Genomic DNA, 21,255 nt, shown 5'->3' on the forward strand with positions numbered 1-21,255 from the left:
AATTAATTTTTTAACAACCAAGAGCGCACGGTCTCTCTGGTTTCTTCGATAACGGTCAGCAATTGCTTATACAAGGCCTCTAACAAAAAAGTATGCCCGGCTTTATAATAGCGCTCTAAATGCTGACAGGCTTGCACCAATTTTTCCGCGCCGCAATACACAAAACCACTTTTTATCCGATGTACCAATTTTTGCACCATATGCCAGTCGTTTTGGCTATGCGCATGCCCCAGCTCGCGTAAATCAGCAGGAGTTTCCTTATCGATAATTGAGGTTAATATACTCTTAAGGAGATTAATATCGCCCCCCATATCCTCTAGAGCACGTTGCACATTAAAAAGCTTATATTCCTCTAATTGAAACAAATGCGCCTCATTATCGGGAAGGCTGAGGCCTTGTGCCTCATTCTTTACCGGGGATTTAACAGAATTATTCGCCGGTACCGCTGCTTCAGGAAAATAAGTAGTTTTAATCCCAATCAATACCTCGGTGGTCATCGGTTTAGTAAATACTTCATTCATCCCCGCCTCTAAGCAACTTCTTTTTATTTTGTCTTCAGAATGCGCCGTTAAGCCAATAATAGGCATGGGTTTTTTATACAGCTCGCGTTCAAACTCACGAATTTTCCGCGTCAAATCAATGCCTGATAGCCCGGGTAAGCCAAGATCGGTAATAATTAAATCAAAGTTTTGCGTTTTTGCCAGATGCAGCGCACTTTCACCATCCATAACACTAGTGGATTGATAACCTGCAAGCTTAACCAGGTTTTCTAAGGTAAATAACGCAATTTTATTGTCCTCAACCAATAATAATTTACAGGGTTGCGCCGTTGCGTTAATACCAGATGCTGCTGCTATTTTATCGCTCATTCCATCTGATAAGCGAGAAGGCTTTAAGTTAGGCGCGGGGGCACCAGTTTTTAACGACAGATCAAAATGAAAGGTCGTTCCTTTGCCCAGTTCACTGCTTACCTGAATTTCTCCCCCGAGCAAAGCCACATAAGACTGGGCAATATGTAAGCCTACCCCATGCCCACTATACGTTCCCTTATTAGAAGGGGTACCTCGGTAAAAACGATCAAAGATTTTATCTTGTAATTCTTCAGGTATGCCAATACCTGTATCAGCAATATAAAAGCGAATGAGTGAACATGTTTCATTCTGTTCTAAAAGCTTTAGATTGATCTCCACTCGACCTGCTTGGGTAAACTTAATCGCATTACCCAATAAGTTAAGTAAAATACGGTGAATTTTAGTCGCATCACTAATTAAACACGCAGGAATTTGCTCATCAATATGAGCCACCAAATCCAATCCTTTAATCAAAGTTGATGGGCGTTCTAACTGCTCGATGTTATGTACCAGTTGGCGTAAATCAAAGGGTTCTTCATGTACATCCGCTTCATTCACGTTATCTGCAGAAACTACATCTAAAATGCCATTAAGCATCGAAAGTAATTGCGTACCACTCTCGCCTAGCCAATGGGCATATTGTTTTTGCGTATCATCAGTTAGGTTATCTTCTAACAACTTAGCCATGCCCACTACACCGGTTAAGGGAGTACGGATATCATGGCTCATATTGGCAATAAACTCCGTTTTAACCTGATTGGCCAACTCGGAAGATACCTGGGCTTTGGTTAAGTCCGTTACATCAACCGAGATTCCCGCAAGCCCCATAATCTCACCTGCCTGATTAAAAATAGGCACTTTACTGACTAAAGTATGAATCACGTCTCCAGCATCGTTAATTAACTCTCCTGGCTGATTAATGACCGCTTTTCCTGTCGCAAAGATTTGCTCATCTGTGGCGCGATACTCTTTTGCTAACTCCCAATCATGAAACACATCAAAATCAGTTTTGCCAATAATGTCTTCGGTCGATGACAAATTAATGAAGTTAGCTGCCATTTGATTGCAACCGATATATTGTAAGTCGCGGTTTTTCCAATAAACATAGCAGGGGATTTTATTAATAATTCCATTTAAATAGTTATATACCTCGGTAACATAATAAGGCAGCGCGTATCGTTGTTTAAATTTAAAACCCAAAATCTGTTCACAGGTACTTTCCATTGATTGAAACATCCGCTCTTTCTCGGTAACATCCTTACCCAGCAAGAATAATTTTTTCTCATTATCAACGCGCGCCGCAATACACTTCCAACTAAGAAACACCCCATTTACTTCCATTGGACTTTGATTAATGATTTTGCCCTGCTCATCTAAAAGCGAAGGAAGCTTCAAGGCAGCCCATAAAGCAAAAAAAGACTGATTATCATGTCGTTGTTTGGAGGTTAGGTGTAAGGTATGCTGCGCCGCGGCATTAATGTAATCAATATGCAGTTGTTGGTTTAGGATAATAAAAGAAACATTGAGAAGATCATAGGCTTTACCAAAATTTGGTATTTCTTGTCGCGTTATATTCATCTATTTATTCCCAATACTTTCTTATCTGCACTCTTGATTCGTCTGGATGAATTGAGCAAGTTGTCTAATTGTAGGCGCTGTATACAAATGATTTATCGACACCGAAACCACAAAGGTTTTATTTATTTTTTCGATCAAACTCAATGCTTTTAGGGAATAACCGCCTAAAGCAAAAAAGTCATCATGAATTCCTACTTCATCAATACCCAAGTTCTCTTGCCATAATTGTGCCAATTGCGACTCGACCTCATTGGTAGGTCCTTCATAATTATTTCTTACATTCAACTCCTGGCGCGTCATTTTCGGTTGTATGACTCCTGTTTGCACCGGTGGTTTCAATAGCATGAGGGCATAACGCTCCGGCTCATAATTGGAAATGATCGCTTGCGCATGCGAACGCTCCATTGCCTGTAAAAATAATTTTTGTCCCTCTTGTGGCGAGATATCATTACCCCGACCCAAGTAGCGAACCTCATGCGGGCGTTGCGTTTCCACCGTCATCCCTACCTCACGCCAACTATTCCAATTTAAACTCAAGATAAAGCGAGTAGAAAATAATCGGGTACAAGCAAAGGCATCTAAACTTGCATTTGCCGCACAATAATCCACCTGTCCCTTTTCTCCAGTAATCGCCGCAAGGGAGGAAGTTAGAACCACAAAATCCAAGGTCACTCCCTGTAACGCGCGCGCTAAATTATAAGTTCCCTGAAGCTTCGGTTCTAATACAGCGTCGGCCTTCGCTTTGGTTTTTAGCTGCACTAGCCCACCACCGGCAATTCCTGCAGCATGAATCACTCCATCAATGCGACCCAACTGCTGTTTATAATAGGCCACAACATCACATAATGACGCCTCCTGGCTTACATCAACCTGATGGCAAAAAAGCTTTGCCCCTAGATCCTGTAATTTTTGTAAGCGGCTTACTTTAGCATACAGCGGGTGTTGGCTGTCTTGCAAAATAGCGGCCCATGTTGAAGGAGCACTAATCAGGCTACGCGATAAGAGAATAAATTTAGGCTGAGCAACATTGTTAGCAATAGCCTCGCACAAACTTAACGCAACCCCTCCCATACCGCCAGTAACCAGATAAACCCCACCATGCTTAAAGCGATTTTTTGCATTGGCAACCTTACTTTCAGTATAGGCCAGCTCCCAGCGAAAGCCATGGCGGTAAGCACTAATGGGGCGATGGCGTTCCCATTGCTCCTGTATGCAGGTACGCACAAGCTCATTCACTAACAAGGGGCTATTCGCCGCTAGCTCATCAGGATGTAGGTCAAATACCCGGTACCTTAAAGCCGGGTGCTCGTGCATAATAGCCCGACATGCCCCAATTAAACTGGCATTGGCTGGGACCATCGCCTCCGTGCCCAGTACTTGCTGGCTACCGCGTGTTATTAGCGCACATTGCAAGGGCATTTGCTCACCAATGTGCTGCACATAAGCCTGAGTTAAATAAAGGAGACTATGAAAACTCAAGGCCAATTGCTGCGCAACTTTCTCATTGCGAAGCAAAGCTACGGAGTTATTATCACAGGAGGATAAATGCACAATAATTGGCCGTTTCAGGATATTTTTTAATGTTTTAAATAGGGTGTCATAATGGGTTTTTTCTGCCACATTGATGCTAAAGCGGGATGCGGAATGGGCCATATATTCTTTAGCAGGCTCAACAGAAATGGGGGTGATTCCTTGTGCGCAAAGGAAATCTACAATTTGTGAGCCGAAACCTTGCTGATCATGAATAATAATCCAGCTATGTGCCGCAACTTCCTCTTTATCCAGTGCTAAAGGCGCAAAGTATGCGGGCTGGTGCGACCAGGCTGGAACATAAATTTGCTCCATGCTGGCCGCCGCATGCACTGCATTATCCGGTTCAACCCAATAACGCTGTCGTTGAAATGCATAAGTTGGCAATGGAATGCGTTGCCTTTTTTCATTAGCATGAACGCTGTTCCAATCGATATAAATGCCTTGCTGCCACAACGCGCCTAAAGCAGATAAAAGCTGTTGATAATCTCGTAATGGGGCATGACGATTAGCTAACACCTGGGTCATCGCAATACGCGAGGCATCGCTTCCGGCAACTTCGCGGAGAAAAGTACTTAAATTACGCCCAGGACCTACTTCAATAAAGAACGAGCGCGCATCCGCAAGTGCGGTACGTAGACCACCACAAAATTTCACCGTCTGACGCATATGACGATACCAGTAGTCAGGGTTCGTGGCCTCCTCTGTAGATAACCAAGTGCCCGTAACATTAGAGATTATCGATATTGTCGGCGCAGACAAAGAAATATTAGCGAGCATGTCTTTAAAAGGTCGCTCCACGGATTCCATGAAACGGCTATGGAACGCATGGCTTACCTGCAATTTTTGATAACGTTTACCTTGATTGGATAAATACTGGCTTAACTCAGCAATTTCCGCAGCCGAGCCTGATGCAACGCACTGATTGCTGGCATTATGCAAGGCCAGCTCGACCGGAATAAGTTGCTGATAGGCTGTGAATTCTTCTGCCGTACATTCAATAGCAAGCATATCCCCGCGCTCCGCGCTCGCCATTAATAAACCGCGTTCACATACAATAATGATTGCATCTTCAAAAGAAAAAACCCCGGCCAAGCAAGCCGCGACGTATTCGCCAATACTATGACCAATAAGTACATCTGGCTTGACCCCATAACTCATTAATAATTGCGCCAACGCATATTCAATAATAAATAAAAGTGGCTGCGCGTACTGAGTTTGGTTTAGGCGAACATCGTCAGGATTTCGAATAAGCGCCAACAGATCGCAATTAATGTAATTCTTAGCAAGATGCGCCCCTTGCTCGACTAACAACGCAAACAAGGGGACTTTCTCTATTAGCTCCATTGCCATTAAATGGTACTGCGTCCCCTGCCCTGGAAACATAAATACCACATTGATGCCTTGCTCAGGGCATTGATCAATAGGGTTTTGTGTTAGGCTGTGAATTAATTCATCAACTGTTTTGCCAACCGCAAATCGGCGCCAGGAAAAATCTTCTCGTCCTTTTTGCAACGTATAGGCAACATCGGCCAAATTAATCGCAGGTGCTTTTGCCGCTAAATAATGTATTAGTCTTTCTGTATTTTGCTGTAACGCACGTTTGGTTTTTGCAGAAAGAATAATTAATTGCTCTTTATTAGCAACCATTAAGCTTGGTTCTTGATGGTGTTCCCCTAATACCATATGAACATTGGTACCGCCCACACCAAAAGAACTGACGCCAGCATAACGTAGGCCTCCCCTCGTCGCCCAATCCTGCAATTGGGTATTGATTACAAAAGGACTGTCGTGCAGAAACAAATCGGGATTAGGCTTAAGAAAATTACACATGGGAGGGATTTGACGATAATACAGGCATAAGGCGGTCTTAATTAATCCCGCAATTCCTGAGGTCACATCCGTATGGCCAATATTTCCTTTAACGGAGCCCAGGAAGCAAAACTGTTTTCGTTCTGTTTGTTCTCGATATACGGCGCTTAAAGCCCCTATCTCCACCACATCACCCAAAGCAGTAGCGGTGCCATGAGCTTCAAGATAACCAACCTCATCAGCCTTTATTTGAGCCTGTCGCAACGCTTCGCGAATGCAAGACATTTGCCCGCTGGTGCTTGGGGCAGTAAATCCTAGTTTATCTGAACCGTCATTATTAACACCTCGTCCTTTAATTACAGCATAAATGGTATCGCCATCGGCAAGCGCATCCGTTAGGCGTTTTAAAATAACAACACCGACACCATTGGAAAAAACAGTACCATTGGCCGCAGCAGAAAAAGGGCGACAATGCCCATCAGGCGAAACGATACTCCCCTGTTGGTAAACATAGGCATCTTCCTGAGGCACCATGATTGATGCCGCACCAGCCAATGCAATGTCACTGTATCCGAGAAGTAAATCCTGGCAGGCATGATCAACGGTAGCCAAGCCCGTAGAGCAGGAGGTATTCACATTGATACTACGCCCCTTAAGATTGAGACGATAGGAAATCTGAGTGCTTAACATACTGGCACTCGTTGCTATTCGCTGTTGTAAAAGATCATGTTCCTTATTAAACCAATTATTTTTTAAAAGGTTTTCTTGCAAATAAGTACTATCCGTCATTCCGGCAAAAACACTAATCGATTGGGTTTCTAATTTTTCGGGAGCAATGGCGGCATGTTCTAAGGCTTCCCAAGCGCATTCAAGAAGAATACGTTGCTGTGGATCAGCTATTTGCGCATCGCCAGGATTAAAGCCAAAAAAATTAGCATCAAATTGTTCAATTCCTCGCAGAATACCTCGTACTGGAACGAACTGTTTCTCCGCATCTCGCGATTTATTTGCTAACGATTCCTTATCAAATCGTTGTAAGCTTTCCTTTCCCAAACAAAGATTATCCCAATACTCCTGCAGCGAGTTAGCTCCAGGAAAACGGCAGGACATGCCAATAATCGCAATCTCATTGCCTCCCGCATCATGCACTACTTTTTCGGTAGGCACCTCAATTTGCCCCTCGAGATAGCAGCTTAATTTATAAATAGTTGGGTGCGAAAAGATATCGGCTACTTGCAATTCCGATTGTAATTCCTGATTAATTTTACTGCACGCATCCGTGACTAGCAGTGAGTTTGCTCCCAATTCGAATAGATTTTTATGAACATCAATAACTTTACGGTTTAATAAATGCTGCCAGATTTTTTTTATCGTTTCTTCAATCCGGCTGGATGAGGAAGTATCAATATGGAATGACAAATCAACATGAGGTAGGGAGTCCAATTTGGATTTATCAACTTTTCCAACTAAAGTTAGCGGTAATGCCTCCACCATGACGTACTTGGCAGGTAGCATATAAAGAGGCAATACCTCACTTAAAAAAGCCCGAATCTCATCCGCACTGACCACCGTCTCTGGAGTCGATAAGACAATATAAGCAGTAAGCATCTTATGCGAGCCCCCGCCTACCTCCACTTTAACGGCTGCGAGGCTAACTCCAGGAAAACGCATGAGCTGTGTTTCAATTTCACTCAAATGAATACGAAAGCCACCAATTTTAACTTGATCATCAAAGCGCTCTAAAAACAGATACTCGCCGGAGGCAAGTTGACGCACACGATCTCCTGTCTTGTATAAACGCTGGAATGGTTCAGTCTGACAGAAAGGATTGATGATAAATTTTTCATCATTTTGCTGGGGCGCATTATGGTAACCTAAGGCTAAATTAATCCCACTGACATACAGCTCTCCTTCATTAGTCGGCTGTTTATTTTCGTCAAGAACATACATTCTGACATTATTAATGGGCGTACCAATGCTGGACAATAAATCATCAGACAGCACGCTATGCTCACTTATTCGGTGCCGGCAGACATAAGCCGTCGCTTCCGTTGGACCATAGCCATTAATCAGCTCAATCGCTAATGCTTGCTCTTTACGATAGGCTAAGAATTTTTTTAATAAGCCGGCATTAACTTGCTCACCACCAAAAATAAGAACCCGGATGCCATCAAGGGTGCTTGCTGCTGATTTAATAAGTTGATGGAAAAAACCAGTAGGCAAGCATAAATAACGTACCTGGTTCTTTTCGATAAACTGCTTAAACTGGAAGGGCTCTGTTCTCATTGCATACGGCACAATGGCTAAATGCGCACCATTAAGCAATGCACTCCACACCTCAAAAGGGCTGGCATCAAAGGCAAGATTACTAAATTGAGCAATCACATCTCCCGCCTGCAGCCGAAAATCATTTTGTTCGCATACCAAATTAACCACCGCTTGATGCGGGACAATCACTCCTTTAGGCCTTCCAGTAGAGCCCGAGGTGTACATCATATACAAAGGCGCATCGGCTGTTATGGGAATAGCTAAGTTTTCTCGTGAAAAGCTAATGGACTCCATATGCAAATTTTTGATGAGATGCACTGTGGTCTTATCATCGCTAATCAAAGACAGATATTGCTCATTAGTAATAACCATTTTTGGTTTAGCGTCCTCTAATAGCTCTACCAATCGATTTTGGGGGGCTAAAGCATCTAAAGGTAAATAGGCCGCGCCCAGTTTCACAACTGCCAATACACTGACAATAAAATCGATTCCAGGCTCTAATAAGACTCCCACAAACTCACCAGCCCGCACCTGGTGTTTCTTTAAACAATGCGCTAATTGATTCGCTTTTTCATTAAGAGAATTATAGGTAAGTTGTCTATCGCGCTCACTAACGGCTGGGTGTTGCGGTATGAGCTGAACCTTGGATTCAAATAGTTCAATTATATTATGTTCATAAGCGGTCTTAAGGTTTTTCATTGAACTAACCCTTTGTCTATTAATCTAAAAAACGCAAAAAAACATGCCCATCCTGATGCGGAGAAGTCCGGAGTATCCTAGTATAAATGATTTAAAATTAAACAGCTACAAAACACTTAATATTTTCTTAATGTTTGGGTCAATAATACCCAAAATGGCAAAACATACTCCTGGCGGTACAGGTTTAATTCGCAGCCCTTAATTTAAAATCAAAATTTAAGCGGCCATCCTACGTAAAACTTAAGACCAAAAAGAGCACGCAATAATAAATAATAATATTATCTATTTACCTTTTCGCTATTGTGCAAATCAGTTACTATAACCGCTTGGCAGTTTTAGGTTATTTAATAGTTAATTTTGGTTGTTCATATTGGTAGCTTAGGCCTATTTTTATGAGTCAAAATACTTAAGAATTTAAACGGTATTTGAATATTCCATCATCGAAAAGGTTCTATTGCTTTATAAATAGGGAATATAAAATGGATAATAGGATTAAAGAAATTTTACCGTTAACTAGCTTGCGTTTTGTAACTGCATTTTATGTTTTCTTATTTCATATAGAAATCTACTGGCATCTCATCCCCCATGGCCGATTGGCTCGCGCCCTGGTGAAAGGCTCATGCGGGATGAGCATGTTTTTTATATTATCTGGCTTTGTCCTCGGTTATCGATTTTATAATGGGGTTAAAAATTATAAACATTATGCGTTTAATCGCTTTACCAGAATATATCCTGCTTATTTTTTAGCTGCTTTAGTCACACTGCCTTGGCTCACCTATTCTTTAGCCCCTTATGATTCAGTAACATTACGCTATTGTTTTATTATCTTACTAAATATTGTCATGCTTCAGGCCTGGATTCCCCAGCTTTTTACTATGTGGAATATAGGGGGTAGCTGGTCGCTTTCCGTAGAAATGTTTTTTTATGCTCTTTTTCCCTTTTTAATTAACCACATCAAAAACCTTAGTAATAAACAATTGTATGTGGCCTTATTTATTTTATATATTACTGCCTCGTTACCGGGTATTTCGTGGATTCTGTTTACCGATAAAAAAGTTGATACTTTAATTTTTTATTCTCTCCCCATTTTTAGAGTCTCAGAGTTTATTATCGGTTTAATTTGTGGGCTGCTATTTGCTAAAGGCTTACGGATAGCTCGGGCAAATTTAGGGACGATGCTGAGTTCCATTTTATTATGTGCGTTTCTTGCACTAGGCCCAACCCTGGGATTTGTTGCTATGGCTTATAATTTTGCTACAGTACCGTTGATGAGTCTTCTTTTATTCAGTGCTGCCTCGCTTTCGTCAGGCTGGTTATACCGTTTAATGACTAATCGTTTTTTCCTGTATTTAGGCAGAATTAGCTATTCATTTTATTCATTCCAAGCCTTTGTCCTTATGACCCTAATAACAAAACACGACTCAATAGTAAGTAGATTTCCGGCCATGTCCAATACCTATGTTTTATCTACTGTTGCCTTTTTCGCGCTATTAGCAATAGCATCTACTTCTTATTATTTATTAGAAAATAAGTTTCGCAATTATTTGAATAGAAAATTTGATAAGAAAACTATAACGGTGCAAACAAATATGATTGGGATTTAGAACTTGAGCCTAAGCCTATTTTCAACGTTATATTAACCTAATTAAGCGTTGATGATTTGGAATAGTTTAAAAGATAATTTCATTAAGCTAATATAGGAGCATCTTCTCTTAACTAAGACCATTATGCGCACAATGAGCTTTCTTGATGCCTTAATATCTGAAGTAGACAATGCGCTACGCACAGTATTACCCCCAAGTAAACGGATTAGTAATCGCCATTCTCCGGCAGTAGAAATCGAAGACCACCCACTGAGCTTGCGAGAAAAAAAACATGTCGCAGGCCTAATGCGGGTTAATCATGCCGGAGAAGTCTGTGCCCAGGCCCTTTATCAAGGGCAAGCCTTAACCGCTCAGTTAACACACATCAAGCAACAAATGAGTGATGCGGCTGCCGAAGAAGTGGATCATCTGGCCTGGTGTGAAGAGCGTTTATACGAACTAGGCTCCAAACCCAGCATTCTTAACCCCATATGGTATAGCGGCTCTATTTTACTGGGGGCTCTGGCAGGATTTGCCGGAGACAAAGTCAGTCTAGGCTTTGTTGCAGAGACAGAGCGGCAAGTAACCGCGCACTTAAAACATCATTTGCAAAAATTGCCAACACACGATAAAAAATCGCAAGCCATACTAAAGCAAATGCAAGAAGATGAAGAGCAGCATGCAACGGCAGCTATCGAATCTGGGGGTATTGAACTCCCCACTCCGGTTAAACGGATAATGAGTCTGGTATCTAAGTTGATGACGCACAGCAGCTACCATATATAACCCAGCAAAAAACAGGAGCGTCATTGTATATGGAACATACCACTGTGCTTATACTCATTGCCATTTTAGCCGCTTATAGCTTTGACTTTATCAATGGTTTTCATGATGCAGCCAACTCCATTGCTACTATTGTTACTACGAAAGTACTTAGCCCTCGGCAAGCCGTCTTGTGGGCAGCGTTTTTCAATTTCATTGCCTTCCTGGTTTTTAATTTAACGGTGGCAAAAACTATTGGCCAAGAGTTAATTGACCCGCAAGTAATTGACGCACATGTCATTTTGGCCGCTTTGCTTGGTGCCATATTTTGGAATTTAGTCACCTGGTATTATGGCCTACCCTCAAGCTCATCCCATGCCCTTATCGGGGGGCTGGCGGGTGCAGCTATTGCCAAAGGCGGTTTCACTTCACTGAAAATAATAGGCTTTACTAAGGTTATTGCGGGTATTTTTATTTCCCCATGCTTAGGCTTAACAGTGGGGCTACTCATTACTTATAGCGTGAAAAAATTTTTCCCGCGCCAACGTAAGACCAGTATGAAGCGCATGTTTAAGGGAGCACAACTATGCACCTCCGCCTTACTCAGTTTGACTCATGGTAGTAACGATGCGCAAAAAACTATGGGCATTATTGCCGTTTTGCTCTTTTCAAACGCTTGGCTTCAAGGCCCTTTTTATGTTCCTTTATGGGTAGTTATCTCTTGCCAAGCTGTCATTAGCCTGGGCACCTTGTTTGGGGGATGGCGCATTGTCCATACTATGGGTACTAAAATCACCCGTCTTAATGCCATGAGAGGGTGTGCCGCGGAGAGCGGTGCGGCAGTTTCCCTATTTCTCGCCACCCATTTTGGGGTACCCGTTTCTACAACACATACAGTAACTGGAGCCATTACCGGTGTTGGCCTTACACGTGGGTTTCATGGTGCGCATTGGCATGTTATACGCCGTATTTTCTTTTCCTGGTTATTGACTATCCCTGCTGCGGGTATGGTTGCTGCTGCATTAATATTGCAAGGGATATAGGGATTACCTATTTTGCCTGGATGAGCGGGTTTTCCCATGAGAATAATAAGGCCATAACCTTCCTCAAAATTAAGGTATTTTCAAAATTTATTCCTTTTTTGCTGATTACGCTATACTTAAAAAAAGCGATTTAATACGCATAAATTTTTTATGTTGATTAAACCAACAGCGCTCATGGATTTTTTTTTTCGTATGAGGCAAGGATCACAAATGTCTAAGCCCCTGAATAAACATACTTATACTAAAACACCGCAGTTAACGTTAAGCGAACAACGAGAAATTGATAAAAAAATAGCATTTGAAACATCTTTCTCTTTTCATAGCATGGTTAAACTTGGTGCATTTGCCAATATAATAGGAGCCTTCCTTTATATTCTGGCCTTATATCACTCACCAGAATCTCGATTAAGCATCTATTGGTACTTTACTCTGGTTGCTGCCAATTTGCTTAATGTCATGTGGGGGCTTCGTTTTGAATACAGTCATATTACACTTGTTGAAATCCATAAGTGTCGCAAAGGATTTCTCTATTTGCTGGTAGCAATCTGCTTGATCTGGGGTAGCATCGGCGTCTTATTTATGGATGGTCCTCAACAACAACTTACGACCATTATATTTTTATCCGCCGTTTTGATTTGTTTTACATTCTCAACATCAATGGATTTAACTATGGGGCTGTCTAGCATTGCCTGCTTATTAGCACCCACGATTCTTTACCATTTTTATGCAGCTTTCTTTCTTTTTCCAGGCGCTGCCGATAATCATCGTATCAATATGCCTATTACTGCCGCTTTTTTGATGCTTGGGCTATTCATGGCTATAGCCTGCTTTATTGGTAATAAAATTATTCTCCAGGTAGTTCGCCTAGGCTATGAAAATGAATTACTTATGGAGAAATTAGCCAGTATGAATGCTATTTTGGAACAACGAGTAAGGGAGCGTACTGAAGAATTAGAAACCTCCTTAAAATTAGTCACCTATCAAGCAACGCATGATTTATTAACCGAATTGCCTAATGAGCGCTTACTCTATGAACAAATACATCTCGCGACTGAAAATGCGCTGAATAAGCATTATAGCTTTGCGATCGCCTGCTTTTCCCTAAATGGCATGATAAAAATTAATGACAGTATTGGTCATCAAGCTGCCGCAACCATTATTCATCGTATCGCGCAGCGGTTTGCCCTGTTGTTCGGCAAAAATAATCAATATTTCATTTCCTTACTACGCCAAGATGTCTTTGTTATCTTGATTGACGCTATTTCGGATGAGCTAGATATTAGCACCAGTGTGCACGATTTTTTTGCAGTCATCAAAGATCCCGTATATGTTGCCAAACAAGAATTAAAACTCACCGCAAGTATTGGCGTGAGCATCTTTCCCATTAATGGCAGGGATGCAGATACCTTAATCACCAACGCCGAAGCAGCTCGCGTATTAGCAGCCCAAAGCGGGGGAAATAGTGTACGTATTTACAGTACCATGATTAACGCCGATGCAACTCGGCAGCTCAATATTGAAAATCAACTATATCGTGCCATTGAGAAAAATGAATTAACCATAAATTATCAGCCTTTTATCGACTTGGAAACCGGGAGAATCTGCGGGGCGGAAGCCTTGCTACGCTGGAAAAATCCCATATTAGGCAATGTATCCCCCGTAGAATTTATTCCCATTGCCGAAATGAATAATATGATTATACCCATTGGGGAATGGGTACTGCGCACCGCTTGCCTACAATTAAAAAAATGGCAAAAGAGTGGCTTTAAAAACTTTAAAATGTCGGTTAATTTATCTGCAAGGCAACTAGCGCAGCAGAATCTCGTCGAGTGCATCGCCGAAATACTAGCCACCCAAGATTTGGACCCAAAATATCTGGAATTGGAATTAACTGAATCAGAAGCCTTTAAGAATGAAGCCATCCCCATCATTAATAAATTCCGGGAGATGGGTATTTCTTTGGCAATTGATGATTTTGGTACGGGATATTCTGAATTTAGTAATCTAAAACTATTTAAAGTAGACCAGATAAAAATTGATAAGTCTTTTATTCAAGATATTGATGTCAGTGTCGACAGCCGTAATATTGTATGTAACACCATTGCCTTAGCTAATAGTATGGAAATTAAATGCTTGGCCGAGGGTGTGGAAACCATTGAACAAGTCCAATTTTTGAAAGAAAACGGCTGCCACATCATGCAAGGATTTTATTTCAGTGAGCCTCTAGAACCAAAAGAGTTTTTTAAACTTTTAAAAAAATATTCAAAGAGATCCCATGAAAAGCTGTTAATAGTTAAATGATCACCGGTTGGACTATAACGCCTGCCTTAAAGAGGCCATCTGGGACTGATATATCCCTCTGAATTTATTGCTGTTTATATCCGGGCATACAACGGATATTTTCCTCATCAACTCGCTCAAGATAAGGCAAATTCAACACACTAGAATGGCCCCGTGGATTTAACCAAGTTAAAAGATGTTGTGCCTGATGTCGCATGTATTGTCCGCTGCGCGGCCATTGCTCCATGGGATAAATATTTTTTTTATCTTCCATCTTTGCTAATTCGCGAATCATTCCATCTAAAGGATGCTTTTTTAAAATTTCCATAAGCATTTTATCGATAAGATTCAATCCAGCGCGATAACTTACCGCCCCCAGCACACTGACAAATAAGGCAAGAAAGTTATTGGTATCCAATTCAGAAATAGGTGAGAGCTTACCTGCATTTGCAATTAATTTATTAAGCAAATAAAAAAAACTCAACGGAATTATTTCTTGCCCATAAAATACAATTCCCAACGCATTTAAAACACAGACAAGTATCATAAACCGCAGGAAATCATCGATGATGCATTCCATACCGCGTTGCATATAATAGTTTCCTTGTGAAACTAAACTATTGTTATACGCTTTGAGCTTAACACGGCGAATTGTGCCTATATGTTCATTAAAGGTATTAATTAAATTGGGACTAGTTAGATAGGTAAAATATCGCTCGCGAAAGTCCTGAGCATAACGCGCGATATCTTCTTTCTCAATATATTGAGCATAACCTGGGTTTTCAAAACTAACGACTACATAATGCTTCCCTTTTTCTTTAAGCAACTCATAGCCAACAAGCCCCGCGAGCATACCACCTACAGAATATCCTGTTAAATACAGTTGATTATACGATTGGGTACGAATAAATTCACCCAAGCGTTTAAATACCCCGCGTTGATTCCGCGTTTCTTCTACCAGTTGCTTGGCGCTATTTAGCGTGTCCGGTTTACGGCCCCAAAGCAGAGGAATAATCGTTTTAATATTCGCTATAAGATTACTTAAAGTACTGGCATCCGGCCCACGAAATGCAATAACCATTTCATTTTTATTATTTTGGTAAACAGCAACACCCAGTCCATTAGCACTACTCCAGAAAATGCGTTGCCAATCGCCTAATTTGATTTCATTTTTGTAATATACTTGCTTACTAAGAATCGCGAGCTGTAAATGATCAAGCATGCTAAACCTTACCCTAACTGCATTTCATTTTTTGGGCAGAGTATAAGCGCGCATACACTAGATGTCTATTATTTGACAGGGCCGCGCATTCATAAGACAAAGCATAGCCTCTAATCTTAAATGGGCAGGAGATAGCCTTGATGCATTGCATCAAGGCTTAAAAAATGGCCAACTTTCTTATTTAATAATTTGTGTTTCGCTTACAGGATGTACTTTTCTACAACGCATGCCATAACAAGCTCCAATACAGCTTGAAATTGCACCCACGAAGAATAAGATAAACAATATCCAACTAGTCCATGCCGGATATTTAATCGGCTGGTGAGTAGATGCTTGTCCATTATTCCCCATAGAATTCGCAGGAGTTGATGCAGTCTGTCTATTTACTGCTGGATTAGTAACCGGGTTAGTCGCGTTCGCGCCGGGAGCTATCTGACCATTTGCACCAGCAGAAGCATTAGAAAACTCTGATGCAATCAGCGCAGAATTAACATTATCCGCATAAAAACCCACGTAATGGATGGCGGGAACTACCAGTAAGGCACTAAATATCAAGGCCAGACACCAGGTAACAAAACCATAAACTACGCCGCCATGGCAATAACAATGATGGAAACGCCCCAAATACCCCGCAACAAAGCCTGCCGTTGCCATGGCGACAATCACCCCAATTAATAGACCGATGACGCCACCAATAGCCAGTACGGCATCATTTTGATTCATGGTATATGCGCTTAAACCAATTGCTGCACCAAACAAATTTAATAAAAAGCTGATACCAAATCCAACCAGTGCCCCAGCAATAACAGCCGTCCAGCACATGCTGGTTATTTTATGCTCTTCTACTACTGCTACAGAATTATCCGTAATCATGATTAAGTCCTTATTTTGATTAAATGTGAGAAACAAGCCAAATTAATATCAAAATACTAACAGGAATACCAAGCAACCATCCAATAATATAACCCATAGTTATTCTCCTTTTTAGTTAAGTAAAATGTCTATGTGACTTACTTATCAATTTTTACCTGCAATGCTTCCGTTGTACTTTTCCATGCTCTTTTCATAATTTCAGAGTTAAAAGAAAAACCAAAATCACCCTGACGATTTAATGCGATTACTCCCATTTCTCCTTTTAATCGCTGGTTACGTTCATGCACCACATGATCGCAAGCTTGTTGTAAGGGCATATTAAATTCCATCATCATGGAAATAGTATGCGCAACGACACCACGAATTAAGTACTCGCCTACTCCGGTACCCGAAACTGCACAGGTTTCATTATTAGCATAACAGCCGCTACCAATGATGCAACTATCCCCTATTCGTCCAGGAAGGCTATTGCTGACGCCACCCGTTGAAGTTCCAGCAGCAATATTTCCATACAGATCTAAAGCAACCGCTCCTACAGTCCCCGTCATTTTTTTAGTACGTCGTTCTTCTTTACTTTCACTTAAAAATAAACGTTGAAAGGTTTCATATTGATGCGGTTTGATAAAATAAGACTTAGGCTCCAAAGGAAGTTGATAATCTGTTGCCAACTCTAATGCGCCATAACCGGAAAGAAATACATGTGCAGTTTTTTCCATCACTAAACGCGCAAGGCTGATGGGGTTTTTAACGCATTCAACCATGGATACCGCTCCAGCCTGGAGTGAGCTCCCATCCATAATGGAGGCGTCCATTTCTACCTCTCCGCGACAATTTAAAGCTGAGCCACAGCCTGCATTAAATAAAGAATTATCTTCTAGCGTTTGCACTGCAGCGACAACGGCATCGAGGGCACTTCCTCGTTTTTCCAGCACGCAATAAGCTTCCTCTACTGCTTGAGATAAGCCTTGCTCAATCTCTCGCTGATTTTCACGCAAAAAGTTACTGTCTTCGCTTGCACCACCGTGTACCGCTATCGCAATCTTGTTCATATATCCCTCGAACCTTATTCCTTTCCCGTAGGAATTGCCGGATTTTTTAACGCCCTATTACTAATCGAAAATTGGCAACCTTTGACTAAAAGATGCACCTTGAGGTTTTCAACAAATACGGCCCCGCCTTCATCAACATCGGTAATATTGGTTTGATTAATCTCTCTGCCATCAATAATGACTACCATTCCCGAACCATAACATTCTGCATCGGAACCATGCTTGATTACCAAGGCAGTATCTTCCCCTAAGCCAATGCCTAATTGTTCCGGATTCATAATGATGGCATGCGCTAAACGACTAAATCGCCCCCGCTTAATAAAATGTGTGTCAATGATGCAAGATTGTAAAAAGCCTAACCCAGAGCAAGTGGATAAATTACGATAAATTAAGGCCTCTGATAAACCTCCGCCCATAATCATTACCGACGACATCACCATTGCTCCAGCACTGGTACCACCGATAATTACCTCACTATCTTTATAATAGCGCTCACGGATGATATCGACTATTGGTGTTCCCCCTAGAATAGTCGATAAGCGAAATTGATCCCCGCCCGTAAAAAAAATTGCACCCGCTTCCTCAACCCGTTTCAGGTACTCTTTTCCGCGAGCCTCCGCTCTTTTTTTAATGGGTAGAAAATCAATATTGCCATAGCCCATATTCTGAAAGACCTTTTCATAGTCTTTTTTTACTTCATTTTGAATTTCCGAACCCGTAGTAATAATTTCTATTTTTTTATTTGAAGGAGGCAATAATTCACTCAAAATTTCATAACGCTTAAATTCTTTCCTTTGCTCTGAAACATCTGGTGGAGCATCACCTTTATTTTCTGCTCCACCAATAATAAGCAATTTAGCCTTGGGTATCATCATAAGCCTCACTTTGTACATAAGCGTCTTTTACTTTTTCTCGCATGACGCCGGTCACACTAAATACATTTTCTACAGCACAAAATATAAAGGTATCAGAGCAATTACTATCCAGCACCGTTTCTAATGCATGAACCTCATCCGAAATGATCTTAATAGTTGGCTTTGCCTGCGAACGCTTAATTCCCGTTAATAGCAATTCGGTAATTTCGTCATTCGTGCGTCCACGTCCATCAACATCGTGACGAATAATAATTTCATCAAACATGCCTGCAACATGACAACCGATAGCATGAAAATCTTCGGAGCGACGATCGCCTGCAACCCCGATGATGCCAATTTTTTTCTTGCGATAAATTGTATTCAGATAATTTTTTAATTCTAAAAAGGCACCTTCATTATGCGCATAATCAACCAAAACATCGCAGTTATTCGGCAAATGGAACAGGTTCATCCTGCCTGGCAGATTGTCCGGTGTAGGATGAAAATTAAATACCGTCTCCCGGATCGTTTCTAAAGAAAATTGGCAAATAACTCCAGCAAGAACCGCAGGCAAAATATTCTGAATCATGCTCGTTGCCGTCCCTTTAAAACTGATGGGGATTTTTTTAACTTCGGCTAAAATTTCACGCTTATAGCCATTACGAATCACAATATAACCATCTTTAATATAAACTGCTAAGCCGCCGGCATCGCAATGAGTTTGGATTGCCGCATTTTCAGATAAGGCAAATAAGGCAATTTTACAATTCAACTGAGAGCGCAACCCATAAACCATGGGATCATCCGCGTTTAAGATCGCACAGCCAGACTTTTTGGTGCTCAAGGCCACTACCGCTTTAACCTGAGCTAAATCTTCCAAGGTATTAATACCGTTTAGCCCTAAATGATCATTGCCGATATTGGTAATAATACTGACATCACATTCATCAAAACCTAAGCCAGAGCGCAAAATACCGCCACGGGCACATTCTAAAACGGCAAAATCAACGCTTGGATCTCGTAACACGACATCGGCACTCAAAGGCCCACTGCAGTCGCCGTAGTGAATTAATTGAGTATTTAAATAAATTCCTTCCGTTGTGGTAGCCCCCGTAAAGTAATTGGCACGACACGCCATATGCTCAATCAAACGCACTACGGTAGTTTTACCATTAGTACCTGTAACGGCAACAATAGGGATTTTTGCCGCCTCTGGTGTTGGGTAAAGCATGTTCAATATGGGCTCTGCGACATTTCTTGCTTTGCCATAAGTGGGGGCCAAGTGCATACGTAGGCCGGGTCCGGCATTGACCTCAATGATGGCGCCATGATTTTCATTAAGCGGAATTTGGATATTTGCTGAAACCACATCAATACCGCAAATATCTAAATTGAGCAATTTTGCCGCACGCTCTGCAAAAAATAAATTTTGCGGATGTACCTTATCCGTTACATCCGTAGCTGTACCCCCGGCGCTCAAATTCGCAGTTTCTTTTAAATAAACAACTTGTCCTGGCGCTAAAACGGTATGTAACGTTAAATTATTTTGGGCCAGAATCAAAAGTGTACTTTCATCAATACTGATTTTGGTTAAGGGCTTTTCATGCTCGTCACCACGATTAGGATCCATATTCGCCACATGGATAAGCTGTTCAATGGTGGATAAACCATCACCAACAACCATTGCCGGCGTTCTTTGGGCTACGGCAACCACCTTATAATTCACTACTAAAAAGCGATAATCATTCCCGGCAATGTAACGTTCAACGATGATTTTATCGGAAATGTCCTTCGCCAATTCAAAACCAAAAACTGCTTTTTCATACTCATTGATCTTGGTAGTCACCCCCCGACCATGATTGCCATCATAAGGCTTAATCACCAAAGGATAACCTAATTGCTCAATGGCTTGTGGCAGCTCCTCGATTGAATCGATGGTAATACCTGGAGGGACAGGAACAAAATGATCTTCAAGAATGCGTTTGGTTAACTCTTTATCTGCAGCAATATCCACGCTAATCGAGCTGCTTTTTGAGGTAAGAGCAGTCCATATTTTTTGTTGGTTTCGCCCATAACCAAGCGTAATTAGAGAAGAATTATTATGGCGCTTATAAGGAATTTTTCTTTTACGCGCTTCATCAATTATCGCTTGCGTACTAGGGCCAAATCCTTCTTTTCTTTTTATTTCTTTTAAATGTGCAATATCATCGGCAAAGGATGGATACTCTTTGCCTGCAGCCAAAGCACTCACCAAATTCACCGCAGCATAGGCCGCATAAAGACCCGCTTTTTCCAGTTCATAGGAAAATATGACCTCATAAACTCCGCGGTTATCAGTCCCATAAGTTCTGCCAAAACCGCACTCCATGCCCGCTTCGCATTGCATGACTAACGCAACATGTTCAATGACATGCCCTAACCAAGTACCTTCCTCCATACGCTCCACAAAGCCACCTTCGTAGCCTAAGGAGCAAAAATCATTTTTTAAGCCAGGCAAATATTGCAATAATTTATCTTTAAAACCAGGTAAACAATTTGTAGGCAGCTCTTCATACTGCATTAAATCAATCGTCATTACTATCAATTGCTTACGGTAGTTCGACCAATAATTAGGGCCTCGCATTACTTGTATTTTCAAAATATTCATTATCTATTCCTTATCAATTCCTTTGATAAAAAACGCCTTAAGTAGTTCGAGCGGGTGCTGTTTTAGCGTAGGCAAAATAATTAAAATAATCCATTATTTAGTGAAAATTTTTAGTGATTTTGGCTATTCCTAAATAATTTATTGTGTGCTTGTATTTATTATAGGAATTTTTGTTAAAAAAAGGACTTATTTTATTTTTTTGCC

11 protein-coding genes are annotated in these 21,255 nt (G+C 41.3%); 4 read left to right on the forward strand and 7 right to left on the reverse strand.

The window, feature by feature from the left end:
* Positions 1–2: 2 nt before the first annotated feature.
* Both BN3124_RS07485 and BN3124_RS07490 read right to left on the reverse strand, forming a co-directional pair.
* Positions 3–2,429, reverse strand: coding sequence for an ATP-binding protein (locus tag BN3124_RS07485; protein WP_058534177.1), 2,427 nt, complete (start codon positions 2,427–2,429; stop codon positions 3–5).
* Positions 2,430–2,450: 21 nt separating this feature from the next.
* The gene (locus BN3124_RS07490) at positions 2,451–8,738 is read right to left on the reverse strand and encodes a type I polyketide synthase (RefSeq protein ID WP_058534178.1); all 6,288 of its coding nucleotides are present in this window, start codon (positions 8,736–8,738) and stop codon (positions 2,451–2,453) included.
* A gap of 479 nt (positions 8,739–9,217) precedes the next feature.
* On the opposite strand from BN3124_RS07490, the gene BN3124_RS07495 reads away from it, so the two are divergent.
* The 4 genes from BN3124_RS07495 to BN3124_RS07510 all read left to right on the forward strand — a co-directional run bounded on the left by BN3124_RS07495 (position 9,218) and on the right by BN3124_RS07510 (position 14,427).
* Positions 9,218–10,342 carry an acyltransferase family protein gene (locus BN3124_RS07495; RefSeq protein ID WP_058534179.1) on the forward strand — a complete coding sequence of 375 codons (1,125 nt, stop codon included), beginning with the start codon at positions 9,218–9,220 and terminating at the stop codon, positions 10,340–10,342.
* 123 nt (positions 10,343–10,465) lie between these two features.
* The gene (gene coq7, locus BN3124_RS07500; RefSeq protein ID WP_058534180.1) at positions 10,466–11,107 is read left to right on the forward strand and encodes a 2-polyprenyl-3-methyl-6-methoxy-1,4-benzoquinone monooxygenase; all 642 of its coding nucleotides are present in this window, start codon (positions 10,466–10,468) and stop codon (positions 11,105–11,107) included.
* A gap of 29 nt (positions 11,108–11,136) precedes the next feature.
* On the forward strand, positions 11,137–12,126 hold the full coding sequence (locus tag BN3124_RS07505) for an inorganic phosphate transporter (RefSeq protein ID WP_058534181.1): 990 nt from the start codon (positions 11,137–11,139) through the stop codon (positions 12,124–12,126).
* A gap of 210 nt (positions 12,127–12,336) precedes the next feature.
* On the forward strand, positions 12,337–14,427 hold the full coding sequence (locus BN3124_RS07510) for a putative bifunctional diguanylate cyclase/phosphodiesterase (protein WP_058534182.1): 2,091 nt from the start codon (positions 12,337–12,339) through the stop codon (positions 14,425–14,427).
* Positions 14,428–14,491: 64 nt separating this feature from the next.
* On the opposite strand, the gene BN3124_RS07515 is transcribed toward BN3124_RS07510, so the two are convergent.
* The 5 genes from BN3124_RS07515 to cphA all read right to left on the reverse strand — a co-directional run bounded on the left by BN3124_RS07515 (position 14,492) and on the right by cphA (position 21,051).
* Positions 14,492–15,628: an alpha/beta hydrolase family protein gene (locus BN3124_RS07515; RefSeq protein WP_058534183.1), complete on the reverse strand. Its 1,137-nt coding sequence runs from the start codon at positions 15,626–15,628 to the stop codon at positions 14,492–14,494.
* Between the two features lie 177 nt (positions 15,629–15,805).
* Positions 15,806–16,501, reverse strand: a complete 696-nt coding sequence (locus BN3124_RS07520) for a hypothetical protein (protein ID WP_058534184.1) — start codon at positions 16,499–16,501, stop codon at positions 15,806–15,808.
* A 137-nt stretch (positions 16,502–16,638) separates the two neighbouring features.
* The gene (locus BN3124_RS07525; RefSeq protein WP_058534185.1) at positions 16,639–17,550 is read right to left on the reverse strand and encodes an isoaspartyl peptidase/L-asparaginase family protein; all 912 of its coding nucleotides are present in this window, start codon (positions 17,548–17,550) and stop codon (positions 16,639–16,641) included.
* Positions 17,551–17,564: 14 nt separating this feature from the next.
* Positions 17,565–18,425 (reverse strand): cyanophycinase, encoded by an 861-nt coding sequence (locus BN3124_RS07530; RefSeq protein WP_230849117.1) that lies wholly within the window; start codon positions 18,423–18,425, stop codon positions 17,565–17,567.
* Positions 18,406–21,051 (reverse strand): cyanophycin synthetase, encoded by a 2,646-nt coding sequence (gene cphA, locus BN3124_RS07535; RefSeq protein ID WP_058534187.1) that lies wholly within the window; start codon positions 21,049–21,051, stop codon positions 18,406–18,408. Before cphA ends, BN3124_RS07530 begins: the two co-directional genes overlap by 20 nt.
* Between the last annotated feature and the right edge of the window lie 204 nt (positions 21,052–21,255).

The sequence above is a fragment of the Legionella saoudiensis genome, from assembly GCF_001465875.1.
Lineage (GTDB): Bacteria > Pseudomonadota > Gammaproteobacteria > Legionellales > Legionellaceae > Legionella > Legionella saoudiensis.